The sequence below is a fragment of the Streptomyces sp. NPDC093598 genome, assembly GCF_044764825.1.
In the GTDB taxonomy this organism is placed as follows: Bacteria; Actinomycetota; Actinomycetes; order Streptomycetales; family Streptomycetaceae; genus Streptomyces.
Window position 1 is genome coordinate 1050442 of the sequence record NZ_JBIWIV010000002.1, and the last position, 24594, is coordinate 1075035.

24 protein-coding genes and 1 pseudogene are annotated in these 24594 nt (G+C 72.2%); 15 read left to right on the forward strand and 10 right to left on the reverse strand.

The window, feature by feature from the left end; genetic code table 11:
• Positions 1-88 precede the first annotated feature (88 nt).
• From ACIRDU_RS10780 to ACIRDU_RS10795, 4 genes are all read right to left on the reverse strand, one after another.
• A complete protein-coding gene (locus tag ACIRDU_RS10780; protein WP_403576895.1) occupies positions 89-1591 on the reverse strand; it encodes an ABC transporter substrate-binding protein in 1503 nt (500 codons plus the stop codon).
• Positions 1592-1614: 23 nt separating this feature from the next.
• Positions 1615-2151, reverse strand: coding sequence for a GNAT family N-acetyltransferase (locus tag ACIRDU_RS10785; protein ID WP_403576897.1), 537 nt, complete (start codon positions 2149-2151; stop codon positions 1615-1617).
• Between the two features lie 30 nt (positions 2152-2181).
• Positions 2182-2574: a nuclear transport factor 2 family protein gene (locus ACIRDU_RS10790; protein WP_403576899.1), complete on the reverse strand. Its 393-nt coding sequence runs from the start codon at positions 2572-2574 to the stop codon at positions 2182-2184.
• A 100-nt stretch (positions 2575-2674) separates the two neighbouring features.
• The gene (locus tag ACIRDU_RS10795) at positions 2675-3472 is read right to left on the reverse strand and encodes a VOC family protein (RefSeq protein WP_403576901.1); all 798 of its coding nucleotides are present in this window, start codon (positions 3470-3472) and stop codon (positions 2675-2677) included.
• A gap of 177 nt (positions 3473-3649) precedes the next feature.
• Here ACIRDU_RS10795 and ACIRDU_RS10800 point away from each other — a divergent pair, with 177 nt between their 5' ends.
• Complete coding sequence (locus tag ACIRDU_RS10800) at positions 3650-4498, forward strand: class I SAM-dependent methyltransferase (protein ID WP_403577389.1); 849 nt, start codon at positions 3650-3652, stop codon at positions 4496-4498.
• A gap of 20 nt (positions 4499-4518) precedes the next feature.
• Here ACIRDU_RS10800 and ACIRDU_RS10805 read toward each other — a convergent pair whose 3' ends face one another.
• A complete protein-coding gene (locus ACIRDU_RS10805) occupies positions 4519-5325 on the reverse strand; it encodes an SDR family NAD(P)-dependent oxidoreductase (RefSeq protein WP_403576903.1) in 807 nt (268 codons plus the stop codon).
• 59 nt (positions 5326-5384) lie between these two features.
• Here ACIRDU_RS10805 and ACIRDU_RS10810 point away from each other — a divergent pair, with 59 nt between their 5' ends.
• From ACIRDU_RS10810 to ACIRDU_RS10820, 3 genes are all read left to right on the forward strand, one after another.
• Complete coding sequence (locus ACIRDU_RS10810) at positions 5385-5861, forward strand: DUF4396 domain-containing protein (RefSeq protein WP_403576905.1); 477 nt, start codon at positions 5385-5387, stop codon at positions 5859-5861.
• 140 nt (positions 5862-6001) lie between these two features.
• Positions 6002-6655: a hypothetical protein gene (locus tag ACIRDU_RS10815; RefSeq protein ID WP_403576907.1), complete on the forward strand. Its 654-nt coding sequence runs from the start codon at positions 6002-6004 to the stop codon at positions 6653-6655.
• Between the two features lie 210 nt (positions 6656-6865).
• Positions 6866-7477, forward strand: a complete 612-nt coding sequence (locus tag ACIRDU_RS10820; protein WP_403576909.1) for a sigma-70 family RNA polymerase sigma factor — start codon at positions 6866-6868, stop codon at positions 7475-7477.
• A gap of 118 nt (positions 7478-7595) precedes the next feature.
• Here the strand turns inward: ACIRDU_RS10820 and ACIRDU_RS10825 are convergent, their stop codons facing one another.
• From ACIRDU_RS10825 to ACIRDU_RS10840, 4 genes are all read right to left on the reverse strand, one after another.
• Positions 7596-8411, reverse strand: a complete 816-nt coding sequence (locus tag ACIRDU_RS10825; protein ID WP_403576911.1) for an alpha/beta fold hydrolase — start codon at positions 8409-8411, stop codon at positions 7596-7598.
• A gap of 32 nt (positions 8412-8443) precedes the next feature.
• The gene (locus ACIRDU_RS10830) at positions 8444-9826 is read right to left on the reverse strand and encodes an FAD-binding oxidoreductase (protein WP_403576913.1); all 1383 of its coding nucleotides are present in this window, start codon (positions 9824-9826) and stop codon (positions 8444-8446) included.
• Positions 9827-10096: 270 nt separating this feature from the next.
• On the reverse strand, positions 10097-11383 hold the full coding sequence (locus ACIRDU_RS10835; RefSeq protein ID WP_403576915.1) for a cytochrome P450: 1287 nt from the start codon (positions 11381-11383) through the stop codon (positions 10097-10099).
• 17 nt (positions 11384-11400) lie between these two features.
• Positions 11401-12750, reverse strand: coding sequence for a glutamine synthetase family protein (locus ACIRDU_RS10840; protein ID WP_403576917.1), 1350 nt, complete (start codon positions 12748-12750; stop codon positions 11401-11403).
• Positions 12751-13085: 335 nt separating this feature from the next.
• Here ACIRDU_RS10840 and ACIRDU_RS10845 point away from each other — a divergent pair, with 335 nt between their 5' ends.
• The 10 genes from ACIRDU_RS10845 (at position 13086) to ACIRDU_RS10890 (ending at position 23132) form a co-directional block, all read left to right on the forward strand.
• Positions 13086-13274, forward strand: coding sequence for a ferredoxin (locus ACIRDU_RS10845; protein WP_031108213.1), 189 nt, complete (start codon positions 13086-13088; stop codon positions 13272-13274).
• 1 nt (position 13275) lies between these two features.
• The gene (locus ACIRDU_RS10850; RefSeq protein ID WP_403576919.1) at positions 13276-14487 is read left to right on the forward strand and encodes an NAD(P)/FAD-dependent oxidoreductase; all 1212 of its coding nucleotides are present in this window, start codon (positions 13276-13278) and stop codon (positions 14485-14487) included.
• Entirely contained in the window at positions 14484-15296 is an 813-nt protein-coding gene (locus tag ACIRDU_RS10855; RefSeq protein WP_403576921.1) for an acetoacetate decarboxylase family protein, read from the forward strand. The genes ACIRDU_RS10850 and ACIRDU_RS10855 overlap by 4 nt, the downstream gene beginning before the upstream one ends.
• Before the next feature lie 110 nt (positions 15297-15406).
• Entirely contained in the window at positions 15407-16870 is a 1464-nt protein-coding gene (locus tag ACIRDU_RS10860) for an aldehyde dehydrogenase (protein WP_403576924.1), read from the forward strand.
• On the forward strand, positions 16863-17792 hold the full coding sequence (locus ACIRDU_RS10865; RefSeq protein ID WP_403576926.1) for a 3,4-dihydroxyphenylacetate 2,3-dioxygenase: 930 nt from the start codon (positions 16863-16865) through the stop codon (positions 17790-17792). The genes ACIRDU_RS10860 and ACIRDU_RS10865 overlap by 8 nt, the downstream gene beginning before the upstream one ends.
• Complete coding sequence (locus tag ACIRDU_RS10870) at positions 17785-18630, forward strand: fumarylacetoacetate hydrolase family protein (RefSeq protein WP_403576928.1); 846 nt, start codon at positions 17785-17787, stop codon at positions 18628-18630. The genes ACIRDU_RS10865 and ACIRDU_RS10870 overlap by 8 nt, the downstream gene beginning before the upstream one ends.
• A gap of 62 nt (positions 18631-18692) precedes the next feature.
• Entirely contained in the window at positions 18693-19295 is a 603-nt protein-coding gene (locus tag ACIRDU_RS10875) for a TetR/AcrR family transcriptional regulator (RefSeq protein WP_403576930.1), read from the forward strand.
• A gap of 133 nt (positions 19296-19428) precedes the next feature.
• Complete coding sequence (locus tag ACIRDU_RS10880; RefSeq protein WP_403576932.1) at positions 19429-20889, forward strand: APC family permease; 1461 nt, start codon at positions 19429-19431, stop codon at positions 20887-20889.
• 63 nt (positions 20890-20952) lie between these two features.
• The gene (locus tag ACIRDU_RS10885; protein ID WP_403576934.1) at positions 20953-22443 is read left to right on the forward strand and encodes an aldehyde dehydrogenase; all 1491 of its coding nucleotides are present in this window, start codon (positions 20953-20955) and stop codon (positions 22441-22443) included.
• Entirely contained in the window at positions 22428-23132 is a 705-nt protein-coding gene (locus ACIRDU_RS10890; protein WP_403577392.1) for a gamma-glutamyl-gamma-aminobutyrate hydrolase family protein, read from the forward strand. The genes ACIRDU_RS10885 and ACIRDU_RS10890 overlap by 16 nt, the downstream gene beginning before the upstream one ends.
• A 14-nt stretch (positions 23133-23146) precedes the next feature.
• Here the strand turns inward: ACIRDU_RS10890 and ACIRDU_RS10895 are convergent, their stop codons facing one another.
• Positions 23147-23719, reverse strand: a complete 573-nt coding sequence (locus ACIRDU_RS10895; protein ID WP_403576936.1) for a MarR family winged helix-turn-helix transcriptional regulator — start codon at positions 23717-23719, stop codon at positions 23147-23149.
• 121 nt (positions 23720-23840) lie between these two features.
• Here ACIRDU_RS10895 and ACIRDU_RS10900 point away from each other — a divergent pair.
• Positions 23841-24580, forward strand: a pseudogene (locus ACIRDU_RS10900) (LLM class flavin-dependent oxidoreductase).
• The last annotated feature ends 14 nt before the right edge of the window (positions 24581-24594 follow it).

Here is a 24594-nt window from a genome sequence, read left to right on the forward strand (position 1 = left end):
GCCCGCCACAGCAGCGCCGGGGCGCTGCTGCGCGCGACCGCGCGCAGCCCGGCGGCGGCCCCTTTCAACGAGGGGGTCTTGTCGCTGTTCAGCGTCGGGTCCCCGTACCAATGAGGGTGCGCTCGTAGGGATCGGGCAGCGCGCCCTGCACGGACGTCGCGATGCCCGCGACGAGCTTCAGATGCACCAGCGGGATCACCGAGTCGGTGCCGAGGACGGCCGCCTCCGCCTTCATGGCGGCGGCCTGCCGTTCGGCCGTGTCGGACTCGGCCTGGGCGTCGGCGACCAGCTTGTCCACGTTCTTGTCGCACAGGAACGACAGGTTGTTGGAACCGTCGCAGGTGTAGTCGCCGGCGAGGACGGTGACCGGGTCGCCGGTGTCGAGCATCATGTTGCGGGAGAAGACCGCGGCGTCGAACTTGCCGCCCAGCAGGTCGCCTTCGAGACGCGTGTACGTGCGCACCTCCAGCTTCACCTTGAACCCCGCCTTCTGCAGCTGCTGCTGGAGCACCTGGGCGGCCTCCGGCAGCTCGGGCCGGTCGCTGTAGGTGGCGAGGGTGATGCTCTTGCCGTCGGGGCCGGTCGCCCGAGCCCGCCCGGCCGGTTCGACGCGCTTGCCGGCCGCCCAGGTCAGGGCCGGACCGAACAGGCCCTGCGCGGGCACGGCGTACCCCTCGTACGCGCCCTTGGCGATGACCGAGGTGTCGATCGCCTCGCGTGCGGCTGCCCGCAGCCCCGCGTCGGTGAAGGCGCCCGACTTGGTGTTGAGGTAAAGGCTGGTGTTGCGGGCGGTGTTGACCTCCTTGACGGTGTTCTTGTCCAGGGAGGTGACCTGGGCGACGGGAAGGGACTCGGCGATGTCGACCTCGCCGGTGCGCAGGGCGTTGGCGCGGGCGGTGCCGTCGGAGACGAACCTGGCGGTGACGCCGGACGCCTGGGCCCGGCCGCCCCAGTAGTCGTCGAAACGGTTCAGCGTGGCGGCGGTGTCACCGTCGATCCTGGTGAGTGCGAAGGGGCCGGTGGCGGTGCCGACGACGTTCACCTTGCCCTTACTGTCGTACGCCTTCGGCGCGAACACCGCGAGGGAGGGGTTCGACAGCCGCAACGGCAGTACGGGGTCGGCCTCGGCCGTGCTGACCCGGACCCGCTTGTCGTTCTCGGCCGTGGCGGTCAGCTTCACACCGGAGAGCGCGGACGGTGCCGGGTCGGCCTTCCCGGCGGCCGTGAGGGCGGCGGCGACGGCCTCGGCGGTGACCGCCTCGCCGTCCTGGAACCTCGCGTCCCGCAGGGTGAACACCCAGCTCTTGCCGCCGTTCTCACTGCTCCACGAGTCGGCCAGCGCGGGTACCGCCGTGCCGTTGGCGTCCAGCTTGGTCAGCCCCTCGATGACACCGAGCCGGGACAGGAGCATCGCGTCCTGGCCGTACGGCGAGTAGTTCTCGGTCGGGGCGAAGGGGAGGGCGACTCGCAGGCGTGCGCCGCCGCCGGACTCGGAGGAAGCCGAGGAGTCGTCACCGGAGGACGCGAAACAACCGGAGAGCAGGGGCAGCGCGAGCAGGCCGGACAGGAGTCGGCGGTGGGGCGTTCTCATAGTGTATATGAATACCATTTTCGTTAAACGAGCGGTATCTCGAAGTGCACGACGCCGCTGCCCCCGCCGGGCACCTCCTCCCGCTCGTCGTGCAGCACCTTGCCCAGTGCTCGCCACAGACCCATCGCGCCGGGGGAGTGCGGGTACGTGTGCAGGTACACGGACCGGTATCCGCCGTCGGCCAGGGCGAACTCCATCAGTCCCGCCACCAGTTGGCGGGCCAGCCCGCGCCGCCGGTGCTCGGGGCGCACGTACACCCGCCGGAGCTGTGCGGTCTCACCCGAGGGGAACCGCTCGGCCAGCCAGCGCGGGTTCGGCGGGTGCGCCGGGCCGCGCGCGTCCAGTGCCGCCGTGGCCGCCACCGCCCCCTCCTGCTCGTCCACGGCGACCAGGAGGGTGTGCCGGGGCGGCGTGACGTAGAACGACACCGGATCGATGATGTCGGCATGCCACCGCGGCACGTAACCCGTGCCGAAGTCGCGGTACACGGCGTCGAGCATCACCGCCCGGGCCCCGTCGATGTCGGCCGCCGTGGCTTCCCTGATGCTGTAGTCGCGCATTTGCGCATCATATGCAAGAGGGCTGTGGGGTCAGTCGGGGGCCGCCGGTGTGATGTGGCTCAGCACGCACAGCCAGCGGCCCTGCCGCCGCACGAACACGTCCGTCGTCCACTCGTCGGCGTCGTGGCGCTCGCCCTGGTAGTGGGCCGTGTTGGTCACCCGCCCGGTCACCACGGCGGTGTCGCCGTAGAGGCGGACCCTGGGGTCGGTCCTGAGGTCCATCGCCGAGTGGGTGAGCGTGCCGGACTCGACGAGGGAGAGGAACTTCTCCTTCGGGTCGATCCCCGCATCGGAGACGATGACCCACTCGTCCGCCATGAAGCTCGCGATCCGCACCGGGTCGTTGGACACGATCGCCTCGGCCCAGCCCTCCGCCAGGCGGGCGAGCTGGAGGGCGTCCGCGGACTCGGGCCTTTCGCTCATACCGCGACCGTAGTCGTGTCGAGGCGGTGATGCGGGGTGTCCAGTGGTGACGCGCTGCTGCCACCCCGCACCGAGTCCTGCCGCTGCCTCGGTGGCCCGGTCAGGTCTCGGAGGGGGAGAGGACCACGAAGTCCGCGTTCGCCGGGTCGAGGCAGACGGCGAGCCGGCCGACGCCCTCCGCGTCCTCCGGCCCCATCTGCACGCTGCCGCCGCTCTCGGTGACCTTGGCCACCGCGGCGTCGCAGTCGTCGACGGCGAACACCGGGTGCCAGTACGGCCGCCCGCCCGTCAGCGTCAGGTCCTCCGCGCGGAGCTGCATGAGGCCGCCGTGCATCCGGTCCTCGGACAGCCCGGCGGGGGTGATCAGGGTGTACGTGCCCGCGTCACCCGGCAGCGGCATGTCGCTGAACTGCCAGCCGAACAGGGTGCCGTAGAACTCCCGCGCGCCCGCCGCGTCGGTCGTGAGCAGTTCGGTCCACGACAGCGAGCCCGGCTGGTCCACCAGCTCCAGGCCCTTGTTGGTCCCCGGCTGCCAGACGGCGAACTGGCCGCCCAGCGGGTCGCTGAACTGCGCCATCCGGCCCCAGTCGTCGAGGTCCATCGGCGCGACCCGCACGGCGCCGCCCGCCTGCTGCACGGCCTGCGTCGTGGCGTCCGCGTCGGTGACGCTGTAGTAGAGCATCCAGGCCGGGCGCGCCCCCTCCTCGGTGAGCTTGCCGAGCCCGGCGACGATCTTCCCGTCCTTCTTGAACATCCCGCCTTCGAAGTCCTCGCTCTCACCCATCGACTCGTAGTCCCACCCGAGGACGGCACCGTAGAAGGCGGCGGCGGCCCGGACGTCCGGAGCGCCCAGGTCGAGCCAGCAGGGGGAACCGGGGACGTACTCCGTGGTGATCATGGCGATGCTTCCCTTCCGCGGGTCATGTGTGCCCAGCGTGACACCGGGCACCGGCCATCGCCCGTCGGCAGCTCCCCGTTCGGGGGATTCCCGGTGACCGGCGCGGCTGTGGAAGCATCGAGGTCATCACCCGGACGGGTGGTCGCGGATCTCTGTGCGGTGAGGGCGGTGGGGGGCGTGGTGGCCGGCTGGGAGTGGGACGACACCTTGTTCTCGGGGACCGCCGCCCATTACGCGCGCGGCCGGCTGCCGTACGCCCCCGGGCTCGCGGACGCGCTCGCCGAGGCGCTGCGGCTGGACGGGCGGGGGCGGCTGATCGACGTGGGCTGCGGGCCCGGCACCGTCGCCCTCGGCCTTGCGCACCTGTTCGGCGAGATCGTCGGCGTGGACCCCGACAGCGGGATGATCGCCGAAGCCGGACGCGGCGCCGCCGAACGCGGGGTGGCCGGGAAGTCCCGGTGGGTGCGGGCCCGCGCCGAGACCCTGCCCGCGGGGCTCGGCACCTTCACCGTCGCCTCCTTCGCCCAGTCCTTCCACTGGATGGACCGTGACCTGGTGGCGGCGACCGTCAGGGGCATGCTCCGGCCCGGCGGGGCCCTGCTGCACATCGCGGACCTGAAGACCGAGCCCCGGACCGCCGACGGCCTGCCGCACCCGCCGGTCCCGTACGCGGCCGTGGACGAGCTGGTCAAGCGGTACCTGGGTCCCGTGCGGCGCGCTGGGCGCGGGGTGCTGCCGCACGGGACTCCGGGCGGGGAGGCCGAGGTGTTCGTCCGGGCGGGGTTCGCCGGCCCCCGCCGGCTCGTCGTCCCGGGTGGGCAGGCGCTGGAGCGGACCTGTGACGACGTCGTCGACGGGGTGTTCTCGATGTCGTTCTCCGCTCCGCACCTGTTCGGAGAAGGCCGGGCCGACTTCGAGGCGGACCTGCGGCGGTCGCTGCGCGAGGCATCGCCGTCCGGCCGGTTCTCCGAACGGGGGCCGAGCACGGAGGTCTTCGTGTGGTGGAGGGACTCACCCGGCGGCTGACCCGGCCGCCGGGGCCGGCATCAGTGGACGGACAGCCCGCCGTCGACGAAGACCGACTGCCCGGTGACGTAGGCGGACGCCGCGCTCGCCAGGAAGACCGCCGCGCCCGCGAAGTCCTCGGGCACACCGTTGCGCCCGGTCATCGTGCGGGCGGCGAGGGCGGCCACCTTCTCCGGGTCCGCCGAAAGGCGCGCGTTGAGCGGTGTCATGACGAAGCCCGGCACGAGGAGGTTGCAGGTGACGCCGCGTGGCGACCACGCCTCCGCCTGGGAACGCGCCAGTGCCTCAAGCCCGCCCTTGGACGCGCCGTAGGCGCCACTCTGGACGAACGCGCGGTGCGCCTGCTGCGAGCTGATGTGGATGATCCGTCCGTACCCGCGCTCCGCCATACCGGGGCCGAAGCGCTGTCCCAGCAGGAACGGCGCCTCCAGGTTGACGGCCATCGTCGCGTCCCAGACGTCCTCGGTGAGCTCGTCCATCGGCGGACGCAGATTGATCCCGGCGCTGTTGACGAGGATGTCGGGCTCCCCGAACGCCTCGACCGCCCGCTCGGCGGCCGTCCGCACGGCGTCGCGGCTGCTCAGGTCCGCGCTGACCCACGCGGCGCGGCACCCCTGTGCCGTCAGCTCCTCGACGGTCGCGGTCAGACCGGCCTCGCCGCGGGCCACGACGACCACACTCGCTCCTGCATAGGCCAGGGCGCGGGTGATGGCGCGCCCGATGCCGGAACTGCCACCGGTGACCACCGCGACCCGGCCGTCGAGGGAGAACAGTTCGTCGAGGTAGGCCTGCGTCGGCCGGGTCGGTGGAGTCGGCTGCGTCGTCATGGCAGCCCACTCTATCCGGATCTCGTGAAGGTACCCCTCGGGGGTATATGGTGCGGGGTATGGACCACACCGCTCATGGACCTGAGAAGCATGCGCACGGGACGGCGTCCTGGGCGACCGCCGTGAAGGCGACACTGCACTGCCTGACCGGGTGTGCGATCGGCGAGATCCTCGGCATGGTGATCGGCACGGCGCTGGAGTGGGACAACGTGCCCACGATGGTGCTGGCGATCGGGCTCGCGTTCCTCTTCGGCTACTCGTTCACCCTGTTCGCGGTTCTGCGGGCCGGCCTCGGCCTCAAGGCCGCGATCCGGGTCGCGCTCGCCGCGGACACGGTCTCGATCGCCGTGATGGAATTCGTGGACAACGCGATCATCGCGCTCACCCCGGGCGCGATGGACGCCCATCTGTCGGACGGCCTGTTCTGGTCCGCGCTGCTGGGCGGTTTCGCGGTCGCCTTCCTGATCACGACCCCGGTCAACAAGTGGATGATCGGCCGCGGCCGGGGGCACGCCGTGGTCCACGCCCACCACTGACGCGATGTCACCGTCGGCCTGTGCCACCGCCTCGGTGCACGGCAGTGGCCTGGATCACATGGCTGGGATTGAGTGCCCGGCCCGGGCGACATCCGTACCCATGGGTGTCGGGGCGGGGCCGGATGCGAGGATGAGGCGCCATGACAGCTGGGTGGTGTGCTCGCACGATACGGGCCGCGGTGTTCGCGGCCGCCTGTGTCGTGCTCGCCGCCCTGGGGCACGTCATGATGTCCGGCGACCATGTGCCCCTGCCGACGCTGGTGGCCGGCTGGGCCGTGACGGGCGTGGCGGGCTGGTGTCTGGCGGGCCGTGAGCGCGGACTCCGGACGGTCGTGGCCGTCGCCGTCGCCGTCCAGACGGCTCTCCACTCGGCGTTCTCACTCGGGCCGCCGACGCCGGCCGCACCGGGGACGGACTCCATGGACATGCCGGCGATGACTCACGGCATGGGATCCATGAGTCACGGCATGGGCCCGGACGCCATGGGGTCCATGTCCCCGCACATGAGGCATGTCCCCGGCGGTGACTCTTCCCTCGGCATGCTCGCCGCCCACCTCCTGGCCGCGCTGCTGTGCGGCCTGTGGCTGGGCCACGGGGAACGGGCCGTCTTCCGGCTGCTGCGTGCCGTGGGCAGCCGGCTCGCCGCGCCACTGCGGCTCCTGTTCGCCCTCCCCGCGCCGCCGCCCCCGCCCGTGCGCGCACGGCGACGGCCGTCGAACCGCACGCCGCGCCGCCTCCTCCTCGTCCACGCGATCACCACTCGGGGACCACCCGCGGGGCCCGCTGCCGCCTGACGGCAGCCGGTGGTAACCCGGGGCAGCCCCTGCGCGCCCCGGTCGCGGCCGTACGCCCGTACCCGCGCGCACCCGCAGGCGGTCACGCCTCCCACGCGCCGTACGGGCACGCCCGCACCCCCCGCTCACCGGACCGCATTCACGCGCGCACGTCCGACCTCACGGCCCGCCCGCGTGCCCGTGGTTCCGGATGCCCGAGAAGGACTTCAGGTGATCACTCCTGCCCTGCCTCTTCCGCACGAGAGATCGGCGTCGGCCGACGCGTCGATAACCGCCTGGGCGCTGGCCGCCCGCGGCGGCGACCCCGCGGCCGTCGACCACTTCGTGCGCGCCCTGCATCGTGACGTCATCCGCTACGTCGCCCATCTGTGCGCCGACCCGCAGGCGGTGGACGATCTGGCGCAGGACACGTTCCTGCGGGCGCTCGGCAGCCTGCACCGGTTCGAGGGCCGTTCCTCGGCCCGGGCCTGGCTGCTGGCCATCGCCCGGCGCGCGGTGGCCGACAGCATCCGGTACACCGCTGTACGGCCCCGCCCGGCCGACCTGCCGGACTGGGAGCCGGCGGCCGAACTCGCCCAGCCGCGCGGCCTGCCCGGCTTCGACGAGGGTGTGGCACTGCTGGAGCTGCTGGCCGGACTGCCGGACGAACGCCGCGAGGCGTTCGTCCTCACGCAGCTGCTCGGCCTGTCCTACGCGGAGGCAGCCGCGCTGAGCAACTGCCCCGTCGGCACGGTCCGTTCCCGCGTGGCGCGCGCCCGGGCGACGCTCCTCGCCCTGCTCGCCGCGGCGGAGGAACGGGACCCCGCCCTCGTCGCGGCCTGACACATCCGGGCCGCCCGGTGTCCGCCGCCACTGCCCGGCGGGCACCGGGCGGCCCGCCGCGGTGCGTACCGCCCCGGCCCTGCGCCGATCCGGTGGACGGTCGACACGGCCGTCGCGCTCACCCGTCGGCCCGCGCCTCCACCTCCCTCCAGAAGGTGAGGACCCGCGCGTTGAACACCTCCGGCACCTCCTGGAAGGGCTGATGCGCCTCCCCGGGCAGCACTTCGAACACGGCGCCCGGGATGCCTTCCGCGACCGCGCGGCCGAAGCGCGGAGGTGTGGCGAGGTCGATCTCGCCGGCGAGCACGAGGGCCGGGGCGGTGATGTCGCCCAGGCGGTCGAGGGTGTCGTGGCCGGCGAACGCCGCGAGCTGGCGTTGGAAGGCCTCGGCGGACTGCGGGTGCTCGAAGGTCAGGGCCTCGTCGACGAGGCGGTCGACCGTGCCGTCGGCGTGGGCGCGCGGGGTGTAGACCCACAGGTAGAACGCCTCGAGCATGGCCCGCTCGTCCGGGGCGCGTTCGACCATCCAGTGCCAGAAGCGCGTCATGGTGCGGAAGTAGGGATCCGAGCGGCCCATCGTGCTCATCAGGACGAGGCTGCGGACCAGGCCGGGATGGCGCAGGGCCAGTTCCTGGGCGATGAAACTGCCTCCCGAGAAGCCCGCGATGTGAGCGGCCGGGATCTGCAGTGCGCGCAGCAGCGCCGCGGCGTCGTCGGCCATCCGCGGTACGGAGAGCGGGCCTTCGGGCAGCGGGGTGCGGCCGGCGCCACGGTTGTCGAACGCGGTGATCCGGTAGCGGTCGCAGAGCCCGTCGAGCTGCGGCTGCCATGCCTCGGCGGGGTCCCCGAGCCCCGCGAGGAGCAGGACGTCGGGTCCCTCGCCCCGCTGCTCGACCCAGAGTTCCACGCCGTCGGCGTCGATCATCTGTCCCATGACGGGCCTTTCTGGGGGGTGGCCGGTGTCCGTCATCCTCGCGCCGGCTCGATGTTCATGTTGGCGTGGAAGAGGTTGTCCGGGTCGTAGGTCCGCTTGATCCGGGCGAGCCTGTCGTAGTGGTCGCGGTACGTCGCCCGGACCCGCTCCCGGCCCTCGCCCGAGCCCATGAAGTTCACGTACGAGCCGCCCATCGAGTACGGGTGCAGCTCCTCCTGGTAGCCCACGCACCACTGTCTGATCGTCTCGGCGTTGGCCGGGTCGGGATCGACACCGGCGAAGACGCCGGACCAGAGCGCGTCCCGGTAGCTCCACGCGGTGTCGTCCGGGCCGACCCGGTGGGCGGCCCCGTCGATCGGGTAGAGGTGCATCAGCGAGAGCGGCGTGGGGTTGTTCCGGCCGTACGCGAGGTGCACGTCCAGGGCGGCGTCGGGGATGTGGTCGAAGAAGTCGCCCCGCCAGTACCACTGGTAGCCGGTCGGGATCAGCTCGTCGAACATGCCCTGCAACGCGTCGTACGGCATCGGCGTCGTGAAGTGGAAGGCCGGCCGGCCCGCGTCGTTCACCACCGAGAGCGTCTCGCCGACCGCGTCCGGGTCACCCGTGCAGCACCATACGACGCCGCACACCTTCTGCCCGTGGAGTTCCTCGGGGAAGGGCGGGCCGGGCGGGACGACGAGGACGGCGAAGAAGCCGTAGACGTCGTCGGGTGCCTGCGGGAGGAACTCGCGGTACCACGCCAGTACCTCGCGCGTGCTGTCGACCGGCCAGACGGTCACGCCGACCCCGACCGTGCCCACCGGGTGCAGCCGGTAGGTGAGGGAGGTCGCGATGCCGAAGTTGCCGCCGCCGCCCCGCAGCGCCCAGAACAGGTCCGGGTGCTCGGTCTCGCTCGCGGTGACGAAACCGCCGTCGGCCAGCACCACGTCCGCGGCGATCAGGTTGTCCACGGTCAGCCCGTACTTGCGGGTGAGGTAGCCGTGGCCGCCGCCGAGGGTCAGGCCGCCGACGCCCGTCATGGAGATGATGCCCGTCGGGGTGGCGAGACCGAAGGCCTGGGTGGCGTGGTCGAGGTCGCCGAGGTGGCTGCCGCCACCGACCTCGGCGGTCCGCGCCTCCGGGTCGACCCGCACCCAGCGCATCGGCGAGAGGTCGATCGTCACGCCGTCGTCCACGAGGCACAGGCCGGGGCCGCTGTGCCCGCCACCCCGCACGGCGAGTTCCAGGCCGTGGTCGCGGACGTAGGTCACCGCGGCCATCACGTCGGCGGTGTCCGTGCAGGGCACGAGGGCGGCGGGCCGTTTGTCGATCATCGCGTTGTAGATCTTGCGGGCCTGGTCGTAACCGGCGTCCTGCGGGCCGATCACCGGCCCCCGCAGCGTGGTCCGCATCTCTTCCAGGGTGGCGGTGTCCATGACGATCTCCTCGGGACGCGTGCCGTGCCGACCTCACCAGCCTCTCGCCGACCGCGCAGCGATGCATGTCCGGAGCTCCGCTGTTCCCCCAGCGCCCGCGACCGGCCAGCCTGGCGGTGGGGCGGATGGCCGGGGCTCCTTCCCGGAGGGACCTTCCAGCACGCGGCCGCCATCGAACGGCACGGCAGATGGCCGGACGAGCCGGAGGCGGGCACGCACATCGGCAGCGAGGTGCTGGGCGCACCGCACCTCGGGTGGTGAGCGCAGGCGTCAGGCCAGGGTGACCTCCACCGGCAGCCTCTTGATGCCGTTGACGAAATTGGAGCGTACGCGCGGCACCTCACCGGCCAGGCGGATGTCCGCCAGGCGCGGGATCAGCTCCTCGAACATGATGCGGATCTCGGTGCGGGCGAGGAGGTTGCCCAGGCACAGATGGGGGCTGCCCTTGCCGAAGGTGACGTGGTCGTTGTCGCGACGCGTGACGTCGAAGTCGTAGGGGTTGCCGAAGACCTCCTCGTCGCGGTTGCCGGAGGCGAACCACATCACCACCTTGTCACCCTCCTTCACCCGTTTGCCGCCCAGCTCGACATCGCGCGTGGCGGTGCGGCGGAAGTGGTAGACGGGGGAGGCCCAGCGCAGGAACTCCTCGACCGCGACCGGGATCAGCGAGGGGTCCTCCTGGAGGCGGGCCAGCTGCTCGGGGTGCTGGACGAGGGCCAGCATGGAGTGGGAGATGGTGTGCCGGGTGGTCTCGTTGCCGGCGACGACCAGCAGCAGGAAGTAGTTGTCGAAGTCCTGCGGGGAGAGCGGGACCCCGTCGCGGGGCGTGGTGTTGACCAGCCGGGAGACCAGGTCCGTGCCGTCACCGCCCCGGCGCTGCCGTGCCAGCTCACGGCCGTACTCGAAGACCTCCAGCGAGGCGGGGGAGCGGAAGGGCAGATCGCGGTACCGCTCGCTCTCCTCGCTGTGCAGCAGGACGTCCGCGTAGTCGGGGTCGGTGTGGCCGATGATGCGGTTGCCCCAGTCGATGAGCCGCTGGTTGTCCTCCGGGGGCACGTCCAGCAGCCGGGCGAGCACGTTGATGGGGAAGTCCGCCGAGACGTCCTCGACGAAGTCGAAGCGGCCCTTGGCGAGGGCGGCATCGAGGGTCTTCGCGGTCAGCCCGCGCAGGAAGTCGGTGTAGCCGCTGATCACGTTCGCACCGAACTGCCGCTGGATCAGGCTGCGCAGCGCCCGGTGCCGCACCCCGTCCAGTTCGAGGATCGAGGCGCGCTTCTTGATCTGGTCGTCGTCGACCTCTTCCAGGTTGACGAACCTCGTCGACGTGAACGTCTGCGCGTCACGGTCGACCCGCACGATGTCCTGGTGCCGGGTCAGCGCCCAGAACCCGGAGTTGGGCGCCTCCTCGGGCTGCCAGTGCACCGGGTCCTCGTGGCGCAGGGTGTGGAACATCCGCCAGGGCGTCACGCCGTCGGTGAACCGGTCCAGGTCGGCGAGGTTCACCTCGGCCAGGGGCAGCGGCTCGCGCACGGCGTCGGTCGGGGTCTCGGTCGTCATCGGCATGCTCCTCGGCGTCACAGGTGGTAGGCGTACTCGGTGAACTCCCAGTCCGTGACATGCCGGTGGAAGCGTTCGACCTCGTCGCGCTTGTAGGAGAGGAAGGACGTGGTGAAGCCCTTGCCGAGCAGGTCGGTCAGGGTGGTGTCGGCCTCCAGCGCGTCCAGCGCGGCGGACAGCGTCTGCGGCAGGAGGGCGGAGCGGGCGGTGTCGTAGCCGTAGCCCTCCAGCGGGGCGGGCGGCTCCTCGCCGGCCAGCACGCCCAGCAGCGCGGCGGCGACCGTCCCGGCGATCGCCAGATAGGGGTTGGCGCTCGCGTCGCCGAGGCGCAGTTCGAGCCGGGCGCCGGTGCCGCGCTCGGGCGGGATGCGCACCATGGCGCTGCGGTTGTCCAGCCCCCAGTCGATCAGCCAGGGCGCGAGGGTGTCCGGGCCGAAGCGTTTGTACGAGTTGATCGTGGGGTTGAGCAGCGCGGCGAGGGCGGGCGCGTGGGCGAGGACACCGGCGACGGCGTGCCGGGCGGTGGCGGACAGGCCGTACGGGCCCGACGGGTCGTCGAAGGTGTTGCGGCCCTCCTCGTCGTCGCAGGACAGGTGGAGGTGGAAGCCGGAGCCGCCGGCGTCGTTGAAGGGCTTGGCCATGAAGGTGGCCAGCCGGCCCTCCTTGCGGGCCAGCTCCTTGATCGCGGCCTTGAAGCGGAAGGAGCGGTCGGCGGCCGACACGGCCTGCGAGTGGGCCAGGTTGATCTCGATCTGGCCGCCGTCGAACTCGTGGTTGCCGCTGATCGCCCCGACCCTCAGATCGCGCACCTGGCGCAGGGTGCGCAGCAGGTGGTTGTCCGGGTCGGCGCGCAGACCGGCGGTGTAGACGACACCGGGGTCGGGTGCGTAGCGGCGCCAGCCGCCCGACGGGTCCGGCTCGCACAGGAAGTACTCCAGCTCGGGTCCGACGACCGGCCGCAGTCCGTGCTCGGCGCACCGGGTGAGGACGGACCGCAGCAGGTCGCGGGGCGACTCGGGCGCGGGCGCGCCGGTCGCCGGGTCGACGACCTCGCCCAGACAGGCAGCCACCCCCGGCTCCCAGGGCAGCGGCACCAGCGTGTCGAGGTCCGGACGGACGCAGATGTCCGGCAGCCCCGCGTCCAGCCCGCCGCTGACCGGGACCACATCGCCCTGCGGGCTGGTGTGGTAGACGGCCCGGCAGAACGCCAGACCGTGCTCACAGGCCCGGGGCAGCTCCTCGAGCAGCACGTCACGCGCCCGGTCGGTGCCGATCAGGTCGGGGTAGGTCACCCGGACCACGTCGATGCCGTCGGCGGCGAGCCGGCTCATGTGGCGGCGGACTTCTTCAGAATCGTGGGCGCTCACCGTTGTCTCCTCGGCGGACGTCGGAACACCTCCGGGACACGGGGCCGGGGAGGCGGGTGGCGTGAGAGCGAGCAGCCGGGCGCGGCGGAGCCAGGACCGCCCGGAGCTTGTTTGCTGCCAAACGGTAAGGCTGGACGAGAGGCCCCACAAGAGGGTCGGGGCAGAAATTTATCCATCCGGATAGCTCTTGACCAGACCCCTGCCCCTGCCTACCTTGTTTGAAGCCAAACGAGTTCGGGGCGCGTTCGACCGCACCCCGTTGGCCGGGGCCCGGCCCCTTCCGGCCGGGCCCCTTTCCTTCCGCTTCGACGCCCTCACATTCAGGAGGACCGGCCATGAAGGTCGTCGTCGACATGAACAAGTGCCAGGACCACGGCCAGTGCGTCTTCTCGGCCCCCGACGTCTTCCGGATGGACGACGACGGCCGGCTGGCCTACGTCCCCGACCCCGACGACGCCCTGCGCGACGAGGTCGAGGAGGCCGCGGACGTCTGCCCGTTGCAGGCCATCCGGATCGAGGACTGACATGAGCGGGCGCATCGTCGTCGCCGGTGCCTCACTCGGCGGACTGCGGGCTGCCGAGCAGTTGCGCGCCGCGGGCTGGACCGGCGGCATCACGGTGATCGGCGACGAGCCGCACCCGCCGTACAACCGGCCCCCGCTGTCCAAGGAGGTCCTCGCGGGCAAGGCGGCCTTCGCTTCGCTGGCCTTCACGCCGAAAGCGTCCGCGACCGACGTCGAGTGGCGGCTGGGCACGAGGATCGTCTCGGCCCGCCTCGCCGAGCGGACCGTCGAACTCGACGACGGCTCGGCACTCTCCTACGACGCCCTGGTCGCCGCCACCGGCATGCGGCCCCGCCGGCTCGGCTGCCCCGGGCCGGTCGCCGGCCGCCACACGGTCCGCACCATCGACGACGCGCAAGCGCTGCGGGACGAGCTGACCCGGCCCGGCGTACGGGTCGTCGTGGTCGGCGCCGGGTTCATCGGCTGCGAGGTGGCCGCCACGGCGGTCGGGCTCGGTGCCGCCGAGGTGACCGTGGTCGATCCGCTGCCCCTGCCCATGGTCGGGCCGCTCGGGGAGCTGCTCGCGCGCGAGCTGCGCACGCGGCACGAGGGGCGGGGGGTGCGCTTCGTGCTCGGTGCGGGTGTCGCCGGGTTCGAGGGCGGCGACCGGGTGAACGGTGTCGTGCTGAGCGACGGGTCCGTGCTGCCCGCCGACGTGGTGGTGGAGTCCGTGGGGTCGGTCGCGAACACCGAGTGGCTCGACGGCAACGGCCTCGACCTGAGTGACGGGGTGCTCACCGACGAGCATCTGCGCGTCGGCGGCCGGCCCGAGGTCGTGGCGGTGGGTGATGTCGCCCGCTTCCCGAACGCCCGCTACGACGGTGTGCCACGGCGGGTCGAGCACTGGTCCGTGCCGACCGACTCGGCCAAGCACGCGGCGAAGGTACTCGTCGTCGGCGACGCCGGCCTGCCGCCCTTCGCGCCCCTGCCCACCTTCTGGAGCGACCAGCACGACTTCCGGTTGCAGTCCTTCGGTGCGCCCGTCCTGGGTCTCGGCGACGTCCGGGTCCTCGACGGTGACCCCTCGGGGGACGTGCTGGTCGGTTACCACCTGCACGGACGGCTGGTCGGTGTCGTGGCGCTCGGTGGGCCTTCCGCGGCCCGTGCCGCCGCCCGGTACCGCGCCGACCTGCTGAAGCAGCCCGCCCTCACCTCGCAAGGAGCCCTCTCGTGACCGGTCTTCGTGGTTACTTCCATCCCAAGACGGCGACGGGCGCTTCGTCGCTGATCCCCTCTCCGCCCTGGCAGTACTCCGGTGACCTGCTCACCGTCGAGTACCGGACGGATCCCTCACGCGTGCGTGAACTGCTCCCCGAACCACTGGAGTTGGCGGACGAGGATCCAGGGGCCGTCGCTCTGATCTGGGCCGACTGGCAGTCGTGCTCGGCGTCGGGGGAGGAGCTGCTGGACCCCGTGCGGGCGCAGTACAAGGAGGCGTTCGCGGTGGTGCGGTGCCGGTTCCGGGGGCGGACGTACTCGCGCTGCGTCTACATCTGGGTGGACAAGGACTTCGCGATCGCGCGGGGGCTGCACCAGGGGTATCCGAAGAAGCTCGGCTCCATTCACCAGACCCGGCCCCACCCGTACGGGCCCGCCCCGCGGATCGAGGCGGGGGCGCGGTTCGGTGCGACGCTGGCGGCCGCGGACAGGCGTCTCGCGCAGGCCGTGGTGACGCTGCGGGAGCCGTCCGAGAGCGGCGGGTTCGTCAACGCGCATCCCATGGCGCATCACCGGTGGCTGCCGTCGATCGAGAAGGGCAAGGGGCTGGCGCTCGACGAGTTGGTCGAGTCCGGGGCGGCGTCCTTCGAGGCCGGACAAGCGTGGGTGGGCGAGGCGGAGTTGGAGCTGTTCGAAGCGCCGACGGAGGAGCTGGCGCGGCTGGAGATCCGGGAGCCGATCGCCGCGTACTACCGGCAGGTCGGGGTGGTTTGGGACGGGGGGCGGTTGCTGGAGGGGGGTACGTCCGGAGCGGGTGCCGAGTAGTGCGGTGGTCGGGTGCGGGCTCGTCGTGGCTTGTCGCGCGGAGCCGCAAATCGATACAGCCCCGCGCCCCTGAGGACGTGCAATGCCCTTCGTTGAATGGAGCTCTTCTCATGTCTGACAACATCTCCGTCGCCGGGGTTTCCGTCGACACCCGGCACTGGATCGGGGGGCGTCGCGTCGTCTCCGCCGGTACCTTCACCGACCACTCTCCGATCGACGGCAGCGCGCTGGGCGAGATCGCCCGGGGCGGGCCCGCCGAGGCCGAGGCCGCTGTCGCCGCCGCCCGGGACGCGTTTCCCGCCTGGGCCGCAACCCCCCGCGCCGAACGCGCCCGCATCCTGCACGCCATCGCCGACGGCGTCGAGAAGCGGATCGAAGAACTGGCGATCGTCGAGACCACGGACAACGGCGCCCTGCTCCGTTCCCACCGGCGGGGCGTCATGCCCCGCGTCGCCCACAACTTCCGCTTCTTCGCCGACTGGCTGCTCCGGCTCGACCACGAGGACTTCGAGACGCGCGGTCACACCAACCATGTCAGCTGGGACCCGGCCGGTCCCTGCGTGCTGATCACCCCGTGGAACGCGCCCCTCATGCTGGCCACCTGGAAGGTCGCCCCCGCCCTCGCCGCCGGCGACACCGTCGTCCTCAAGCCCGCCGAGTGGTCGCCGCTGACCGCCTCCCTGCTGGCCGACATCGCCGCGGAGGCCGGACTGCCCGCCGGTGTCCTCAACGTCGTCCAGGGATACGGCTCCGAGATCGGCGACGCGCTCACCTCCCACCCCGACGTGCGCCGCATCAGCTTCACCGGGTCGGTGCCGACGGCCAAGCGGATCGCGGAGTCCGCCGCCGCGAACCTCACGCCGCTGAGCCTGGAACTCGGCGGCAAGTCACCCCTGTTGGTGTTCGCGGACGCCGATCTCGACCTGGCCGTCGACCTCGCCGTCGAGCAGTACGACAACGCCGGACAGGTCTGCCTGGCGGCCACCCGGATGCTCGTCGAGGAACCGGTCGCCGAGGAGTTCACCCGCCGGTTCGTCGAGAAGGCCACGGCCCTGCGGCAGGGCGACCCGCGTGACGAGAGCACCGACATCGGGCCCACCATCCACCCCCGCCAGCTGGAGAAGATCGACGGTTTTGTGCAGCGGGCGGTCGCGGCGGGGGCGCGGGCGGTCATCGGCGGACATCGCAAGGACGGGCAGTACTACGCGCCGACCCTGCTCACCGACGTCGCCCAGGACTCGGAGATCGTGCAGGAGGAGGTCTTCGGGCCGGTCCTGACCCTCCAGACCTTCACCGGTGAGGACGAGGCCGTACGGCTCGCGAACGACACCCGGTTCGGGCTGGCCGCCACCGTCGCGACCGGCGACCGGGAGCGTGCCGAGCGGGTCACCGGGCGGCTCGTCGCCGGCACCGTCTGGGTCAACTGCTTCTTCGTGCGCGACCTCCAGGCGCCCTTCGGCGGCTCCCGGCAGTCCGGGGTCGGCCGTGAGGGCGGCACCTGGAGCTTCGACTTCTACTGCGATCTGAAGAACACCGTCACCGCCCCGAAGGGATGGAGCCAGGACCATGGGTGAGATCGTCGGGGCCGGGCTGCTCGCCCACGTGCCCACCATCGTGCTGCCCGAGGCCGACCGGCTGGAGCTCAACGAGGGCAAGGAGATCACCCTCGTCACCGGGCTGCGGCAGCTGCGCGAGGACGTTTTCGCGCGGGATGCCGCCACCGATTACGACACCGTCGTCGTCCTGGACTCGCACTGGGCGACCACCGTCGAGTTCGTCGTCACCGCCCAGCAGCGCAGAGCCGGGCTCTTCACCTCCGAGGAACTGCCGCGCGGCATGTGCAGGATGCCCTACGACTTCCCCGGCGATCCCGAACTCGCCCACAACGTGGCGGCGTTCGCCGACAAGCACGGCACCTGGATCACGCCGATCGACGACGAGTACCTGCCGATCTACTACGCCACCCTCAACCTCTGGAAGTACCTGGGGGAGGGACTGCCCGACAAGCGGTGGGTCACCATCGGCGTCTGCCAGACCGGCGACATGGAGGACCATCTGCGGCTCGGGCGGGCCCTGGCCGACGGGATCGCCGCGACCCCCGGGCGACGGGTGCTGCTCATCGCCTCCGGCGCCCTCTCGCACACCTTCTGGCCGCTGCGCGAACTGCGCGACCACGAGGCCAGCGACCCGGTGCACATCCGCACCCCCGAGGCCCGTGCCGCCGACCACGAACGCATCGCCTGGTTCAAGGAGGGCCGCCACGACAAGGTCCTCGACACGATGGACGACTTCTGGCGCCACAAGCCGGAGGCGAAGTTCTTCCACTACCTGATGATGGCCGGCGCGCTCGGCGAGCGGCGCTGCGTCGCCCGGGCCCGTCAGTACGGCGAGTACGAGAACTCCGTCGGCACCGGCCAGGCCCACCTCTGGTTCGACCGCCCCGCCGGCGGCTGGACCGCAGACCACACCCCCGCGCAGGAGTCCGCCCATGTCTGAGTACCGCCGTATCCTCCTCGACGGCGCCGCCGTCCAGGTCACCGTCGACGGTGACGAACTCGTCGCCGGGGACGGCCGACGCGTCAAGACCGAGACGGCACAGCATCTGCCGCCGGTCGTGCCGTCCAAGGTCATCGCCGTTCACCTCAACCACCGCAGCCGGGTGGACGAGTTCCGGATCGGACTTCCCGACACCCCCACCTACTTCCACAAGCCGACCTCGGCCCTCAACGCCCACCAGGGCGCCATCGTCCGCCCCGAGGGCTGCAAGTGGCTCAACTACGAGGGCGAGGTCGCCATCGTCATCGGCAGGACCGCCCGGAACATCTCCCAGGCCGAGGCGGGGGAGTACATCGCCGGCTACACCGTCGCCAACGACTACGGCCTGCACGACTTCCGCGACACCGACGCCGGGTCGATGCTGCGGGTGAAGGGCTCCGACACCCTCTGCCCGCTCGGCCCCGGTCTGGTCACCGACTGGGACTTCCACGGCAAGCGGCTGCGGACGTACGTCAACGGAGAGGTGGTGCAGGACGGCTCGACCGACGAGATGACCTGGGACATGCACTACCTCGTCGCGGACATCGCCCGCACCATCACCCTGTACCCCGGGGACGTCCTGCTGTCCGGCACCCCCGCCAACTCGCGGCCGGTCCAGCCGGGTGACGTCGTGGAGGTGGAGGTCGAGGGCCTCGGGCGCCTCACCAACCACGTCGTGACCGGCCCGACCGCCGTCCGCACCGACGTGGGCGCCCAGCCCACGGAGTCGGAGGAGGTCCTCTCGACCGCCCTCGGCGGCGACTGGGAGTTCCGTGGCATCCGGCCCCCGCGCCGCTGACACGGGGTGTGGGTCCCGGCCGGCCCGTTGCTCTGCGGGAGCCCCCGGGTAGGGTCACGGGCATGACCGAGCCCGCCGGGCGCCGACCCCGCAAGCGTGTGAACTACGGCACGGGACGTGAGGCCCTGCTGGAGGCCGCCGTGCGTGTCGTGGCCCGGGGCGGGCTGCGCAGGCTCACCTACCGGGCCGTCGCGGAGGAGGCCGGGGTCACCCACGGCCTGGTCGTGCACCACTTCGGCTCCCGCGACGCGCTGATCGAGGAGGCCGTGGCCCACGCCATCCGCTCCTCCCTCCGCAGCAGCGCGCTCGAACCGGGGACGGGCGAGGCCGCCGACTTCTCGGTCGGTCTGACGGACATGGTCGAGTCGGGCCCCGACCTCCAGGCGTTCCAGTACGAACTGCTGCTGGAGTCCCGGCGCCGCCCCGAGCTCCTGGCCCACCTGCGGTCGCTGTACGACGAGTACTTCGGCGCGACCCGGCGCGAACTCACCCAGATGCTGCCCGGCCCGGTCGGCGAGGGCCTGTCCCGGATGGTGTTCGCCACGCTGGAGGGACTCGTCCTGCACCAGCTGGTCTTCGGTGAGCGCGAGGTCATCGACGAGGCCCTGGACGAGCTGCGCTCGGTGCTGCGGCTGCTTGCCGAGCGGCGCGACGAAAAGGCCTGACCCTCTCCCGCCGCCTCCCGTTCCGCAGCGCTGGAATTCCTCGTCCCTCACCCCTTGCCAAACGGATAGCCCCACGATGAGGCAACTCGTTTGGCCTGAAACGACCCTTCCTCCTCTCTGGCAGGTGATCCGAGTGGACAGTCAGACGGTCTCCCGGCACGCGGCGAAACCGGACGCGCCCACCGCAGGCACGCTCAAGCCCAACGCCCTCGGCGTCGTGGGCATTCTCTTCTTCGTCCTGTCCGCCCAGGCCCCGCTGACCGGTATCGCCGGCGCGGCCCCCATCGCCGTGGCCCTCGGCAACGGTCCCGGTGTGCCCGCCGCCTACCTGGTGGCGGGCCTGGTGATCCTGCTGTTCTCGGTGGGCTTCGTCGCCATGGGCCGCCACGTGGTCGACGCGGGCGCCTTCTACACGTACATCGGCAAGGGGCTCGGCCGCACCACCGGCACCGGCAGCGCCGGCCTCGCGCTCTTCGCCTACTGCACCATCCAGGCCGCCATGTACGGCCTCTACGGCTCCATCGTCAGCGGCCTGGTCGCGAGCCACACCGGCCTCGACCTGCCGTGGTGGGTCTGGACGCTGGCCACCATGGCCGTCGTGCAGGCACTCGGCGCGGCCGGTGTCGAGATGGGCGCCAAGGTCCTCGCCGTCTTCGTCCTCGCGGAGTTCAGCATCCTGTCCGTCTTCGCCCTGGTCACCCTCTTCAAGGGCGGCGGACCCGAGGGGCTCGGCCTCGTGGAGAGCTTCTCCCCGTCCGCCGCCCTGGACGGCGCCCCGGGTGTGGCGGTCATGTTCGCCGTGGCCTCCATGTTCGGCTTCGAGGCCACCGCCATCTACGGCGAGGAGGCCCGCGAGCCCAGGAAGACCGTGCCACGGGCCACGTACCTCGCGGTCGCCGTGGTCACCGGCTTCTTCGCCCTGGTCTCCTGGATGCTCATCTCCTCCTACGGCGCATCCAAGGCCAGCGCGGTCGCGGGCAAGGCCCTGGAGGGCGGCGACGGCGCCGGGTTCGTCGTCGCGCCCATCGCGGCGGACTTCGGCGGCTGGGTGGGCGACGTGCTGCCGGTCCTGCTCGCCACGTCCCTCTTCGCCGGCATCCTCACCTTCCACAACTCGGCCAACCGCTACCTGTTCTCGCTCGGGCGGGACCGGCTGCTGCCGCTGCGGCTGTGCCGGCTCAACCGCCGCCACGCGCCCTGGACCGCCGGCTGCGTCCAGACGGTCCTGGCCGTCCTCCTGGTGGTGCCCTTCGCGCTGGCGGGCAAGGACCCGGTGCTGACGCTGTTCTCCTGGTTCAGCGGGGTCGCCGTGCTGGCGATGATGCTGCTGTATCTGCTGACGTCGGTGTCCGTCGTCGTCTTCTTCCGCCGCGGTCGCCTCGACGCCCGCCTCTGGAACACGCTGATCGCGCCCGCCCTGGGCGCGCTCGGCATCGCGGGGGCGATCTGGCTCATTCTGGCCAACTTCACCACCCTCATCGGCGGCGAACGCACCACCGCCCTGTGGCTTGCCCTCTCCGTCCCGGTCGTCATGGCCCTCGGCATGGTCGCCGCACGGGTGCGGGGCCGGGCCGTGGCAGCCGCCGACGGCTGACCGTACGCGCCGCCGTCCGCGGACAGCCGTACCCATATCGTTTGAGATCAAAGGAGGTCCACCATGCCGGCCGTCCCCCACGACGAGTGGCTGCGCCGCGCCAAGGTGTTCCAGCTTTCCGGTGGCCATCACATCGACGGCGCCGAGGAGGCCGGGGGAGGGGCGACGTTCCCGGTCGTGTCCCCGCGTGACGGCCGGGTCCTCGCCGAGGTCGCCGACGGCGGCGCCGCCGAGGTGGACGCGGCTGTCGCCGCCGCCCGGCGGGCCTTCGGAACCGGCCCGTGGCCGCGCCTGGCACCCGCCGAGCGCGGCCGGGCCCTGCTCCGCCTCGCCGACCTGCTGGAAGAGCGGCGCGAGGAACTCGCCCTCGCGGTCAGCCTGGAGATGGGCAAACCGATCTCGGACGCGTACGGCATCGAACTGCGCGCCGTCATCGGCACCTTCCGCTGGTACGGCCAGCTCGCGGACAAGCTCACCGACGAGTCCCCGCATACCGCCCCGGACGCCCTCGCCCTGGTCACCAGGGAACCCGCCGGGGTGGTCGGGGCGGTGGTCCCCTGGAACTTTCCGCTGACCCTGGCCGGCTGGAAGGTCGCCCCGGCCCTGGCGGCCGGCTGCACGGTCGTCCTCAAGCCCTCGGAGAACTCCCCCCTCTCCGCCCTGCTCCTCGGACGCCTCGCCACCGAGGCCGGCCTCCCGCCCGGCGTGCTCAACGTCGTCACCGGCGACGGCCCCACGGCGGGCCGCGCCCTCGGCCTCCACCCGGACGTCGACGTCCTGGCGTTCACCGGCTCCACCGCCGTCGGCCGCCACTTCCTGCGCTACGCCGCCGACTCCAACCTCAAGCGCGTCTGGCTGGAACTCGGCGGCAAGTCGCCCAACATCGTGCTGCCCGACGCCCCCGACCTCGACCGGGCCGCCGCCACCGCCGCCTGGGGCATCTTCTTCAACCAGGGCGAGATGTGCACCGCCCCCTCCCGGCTCCTGGTGCACTCCTCGATCGCCGAGCGGATCACCGAGGCCGTGGTCCGGCGGGCCCGCGAACTGAAGGTCGGCGATCCGCTCGACCCGGAGACGGAGATGGGCGCACTCGTCGGCCGTGCACACCTGGAGCGCGTGACCGGCCACATCCGCCACGGCGTCGACGAGGGCGCCCGGCTGCGCACCGGCGGCGACCGCGTCCTCGCCGAGACGGGCGGCACCTACCTGGAGCCGACCGTCTTCGACCGGGTGGACCCCGGCTCACGACTGGCGCGTGAGGAGATCTTCGGCCCCGTCCTGTCCGTGCTCGCCTTCGACGACCTCGACGAGGCGGTCCGTCTGGCCAACGCCACCGAGTACGGTCTCGCCGCCGGTCTGTGGACCTCCGACCTGTCCACCGCCCACCGGGTCTCCCGTGCCCTGAAGGCGGGCACCGTCTGGGTCAACTGCTACGAGGAGGGTGACCTCACCGTGCCCTTCGGCGGCATGAAGCAGTCGGGCAACGGCCGCGACAAGTCCGCGCACGCGCTGGAGAAGTACACCGAGCTCAAGACCACCTGGATCCAGCTGTGAGGCCCCTGATCGCGATCCCCGCCCGGTTCTCCGCGCGGACCTCCGCCCTCCGGTACGCCGCCGAGGTCAACGCCCGCGCCCTGGTCGAGGCCGTCTGGCGGGCCGGCGGCGAACCGGCGGGCATCCACCCGGCGGACACCGGCACGGCCGCCCGGCTATCCCGCTTCGACGGCGTCCTGCTCCCCGGCGGTGGCGACCTCGCCCCCTCCCGCTACGGCGCCACCGACACCCACGACACCGTCTACGACGTCGACACCCTCCAGGACACCTTCGACCTCGACGTCGCCCGGCACGCACTGGCCTCGGGCCTGCCCCTGCTCGCCGTCTGCCGCGGCCTCCAGGTCGTCAACGTCTCCCTCGGCGGCACCCTGGAGCAGGACATGGGCGGCCCCGAGCGCGAACACCGGCACCTGGTGCACCCCGTCACCCTGGAACCCGGCTCGCTCGTCGCCCGGGCCACGGGCGCCGAGAAGACCGACGCGTCCTGCTACCACCACCAGCGCGTCGACCGCCTGGGCGCGGGCCTGCGCGTCTCGGCCCGGGCGGCCGACGGCACGATCGAGGCCCTCGAACTCCCCCAGGCCGACGGTTGGTTCGCGGCCGTCCAGTGGCACCCGGAGGACACCGCCCACGAGGACCCGGCCCAGCAGGGCCTGTTCGACGCGCTCGTGCGGGCCGCGACCCGGTGAGGCGGCGACGCGAGTCAGCCCCGGGGCCGCCGTCCGCTGCGCCGCGGGGCGGGTTCGGCGCCGCCCAGCAGAGACTGCCGCCGCTCCTCACCGTGCTCCTCCACCTGGAGCACCACACTCCGCAGCCCTTCGGCGAGGCGGCGGCACTCGGCGTCGCTGAGCCCCGCGGTGACGAAGGCCTCCTCCTCGTTGAACGCCGGGAACACCCGCGCCATGAACTCCTCACCCTCGGCGGTGAGGCTCAGCAGCACCAGGCGCCCGTCGGTCGGATGCCCGTCGCGCCGCAGCAGGCCCCGGGATTCCAGCGTGCGCACGACACCCGTCAGCGTGCCCTTGGAGATCCCCGCCTCCTCCGCCACGTGCCGGGTCTCCGACTCGCCCCACACCCAGACCACCCACAGCACCACGAAGGCCGTCCAGGTCAGGTCGGAGCCGCGCAGCACCGAGTTCTCCAGGTGCTGCCGCACCGCGGAGGCGGCCCGGTAGATGTTCGCCACCGCCGCCATCTGCTCCCGGCGGATCGGAATGCCGCCGAGCTTCGCCGCGGCGAGCTTCTCGGCTTCGGTGATGGATCGGTGCCCCGGCACGGGTGGCTCCTTCGTCTGTTCGCGACGCGTCACACACGGGCGGCTCAACCTCGCCGTCCGATCGTTCGGACTCAAATTGTACGAAGTCGAAAGGGAGACCCGTCATGCCAGCCCTCCCCGCATGCTCCTCGTCCTCAGCGAGAACTGGACCCTCACCGGCGGCCGGGCCGATCTGCCCGCCGCCGTCCGCCGGGCCCGCGAGGCCGAGGACGCCGGCTTCGACGCCGTGATGGTCAGCGAGCACATCGTCCTCGGCCCCGACGCGGCAGCCGCCGGCAGCATGGGCAACCCCCGCGACTACGCCCTCCCTGGCAACCAGGACCCCCGCACCCCCTGGCCGGACTCCCTGCTGCTGCTCGCCGCCATCGCCTCCGTCACCTCCATGCTGCGCCTGGCCGCAGCGGCCGTCCTCGCCCCGCTGCGCCACACCCTGCTGCTCGCCCGTGAACTCGTCACCCTCGACCTGATCAGCGAGGGACGTCTCGTCGTGCAGCGCACGGTCAGCTGGAGCAGGGACGAGTACGACGCCCTCGGCGTGCCGTTCGCCCGGCGCGGGCGGCTCCCCGGCGAGCACCTGGAGGTGTGGGCGAAGGCCTGGGGCCCGTCCCCGCTCTCCCACGACGGACCGCACTACCCCCCTTCCGGAACGCCTGGTTCGAGCTCAAGGCCCCCGGCCCGGACGGCCCCCGGCTCTGGTTCGGCGGCCGGCGCCTGCACGGCCCCGTCCTGCGCCGCCTCGTCGACATCCGCCGCACCCCGACCCCGCTGAACGTGCCGACGTTCCGGCAGCAGATGGCCCAGGGCACCGCGCTGGTGGCCGGCGCGGCCCTGGCGTACTTCGCACCCCGCACGGGGCGCTGACCCACCCTCCCCAC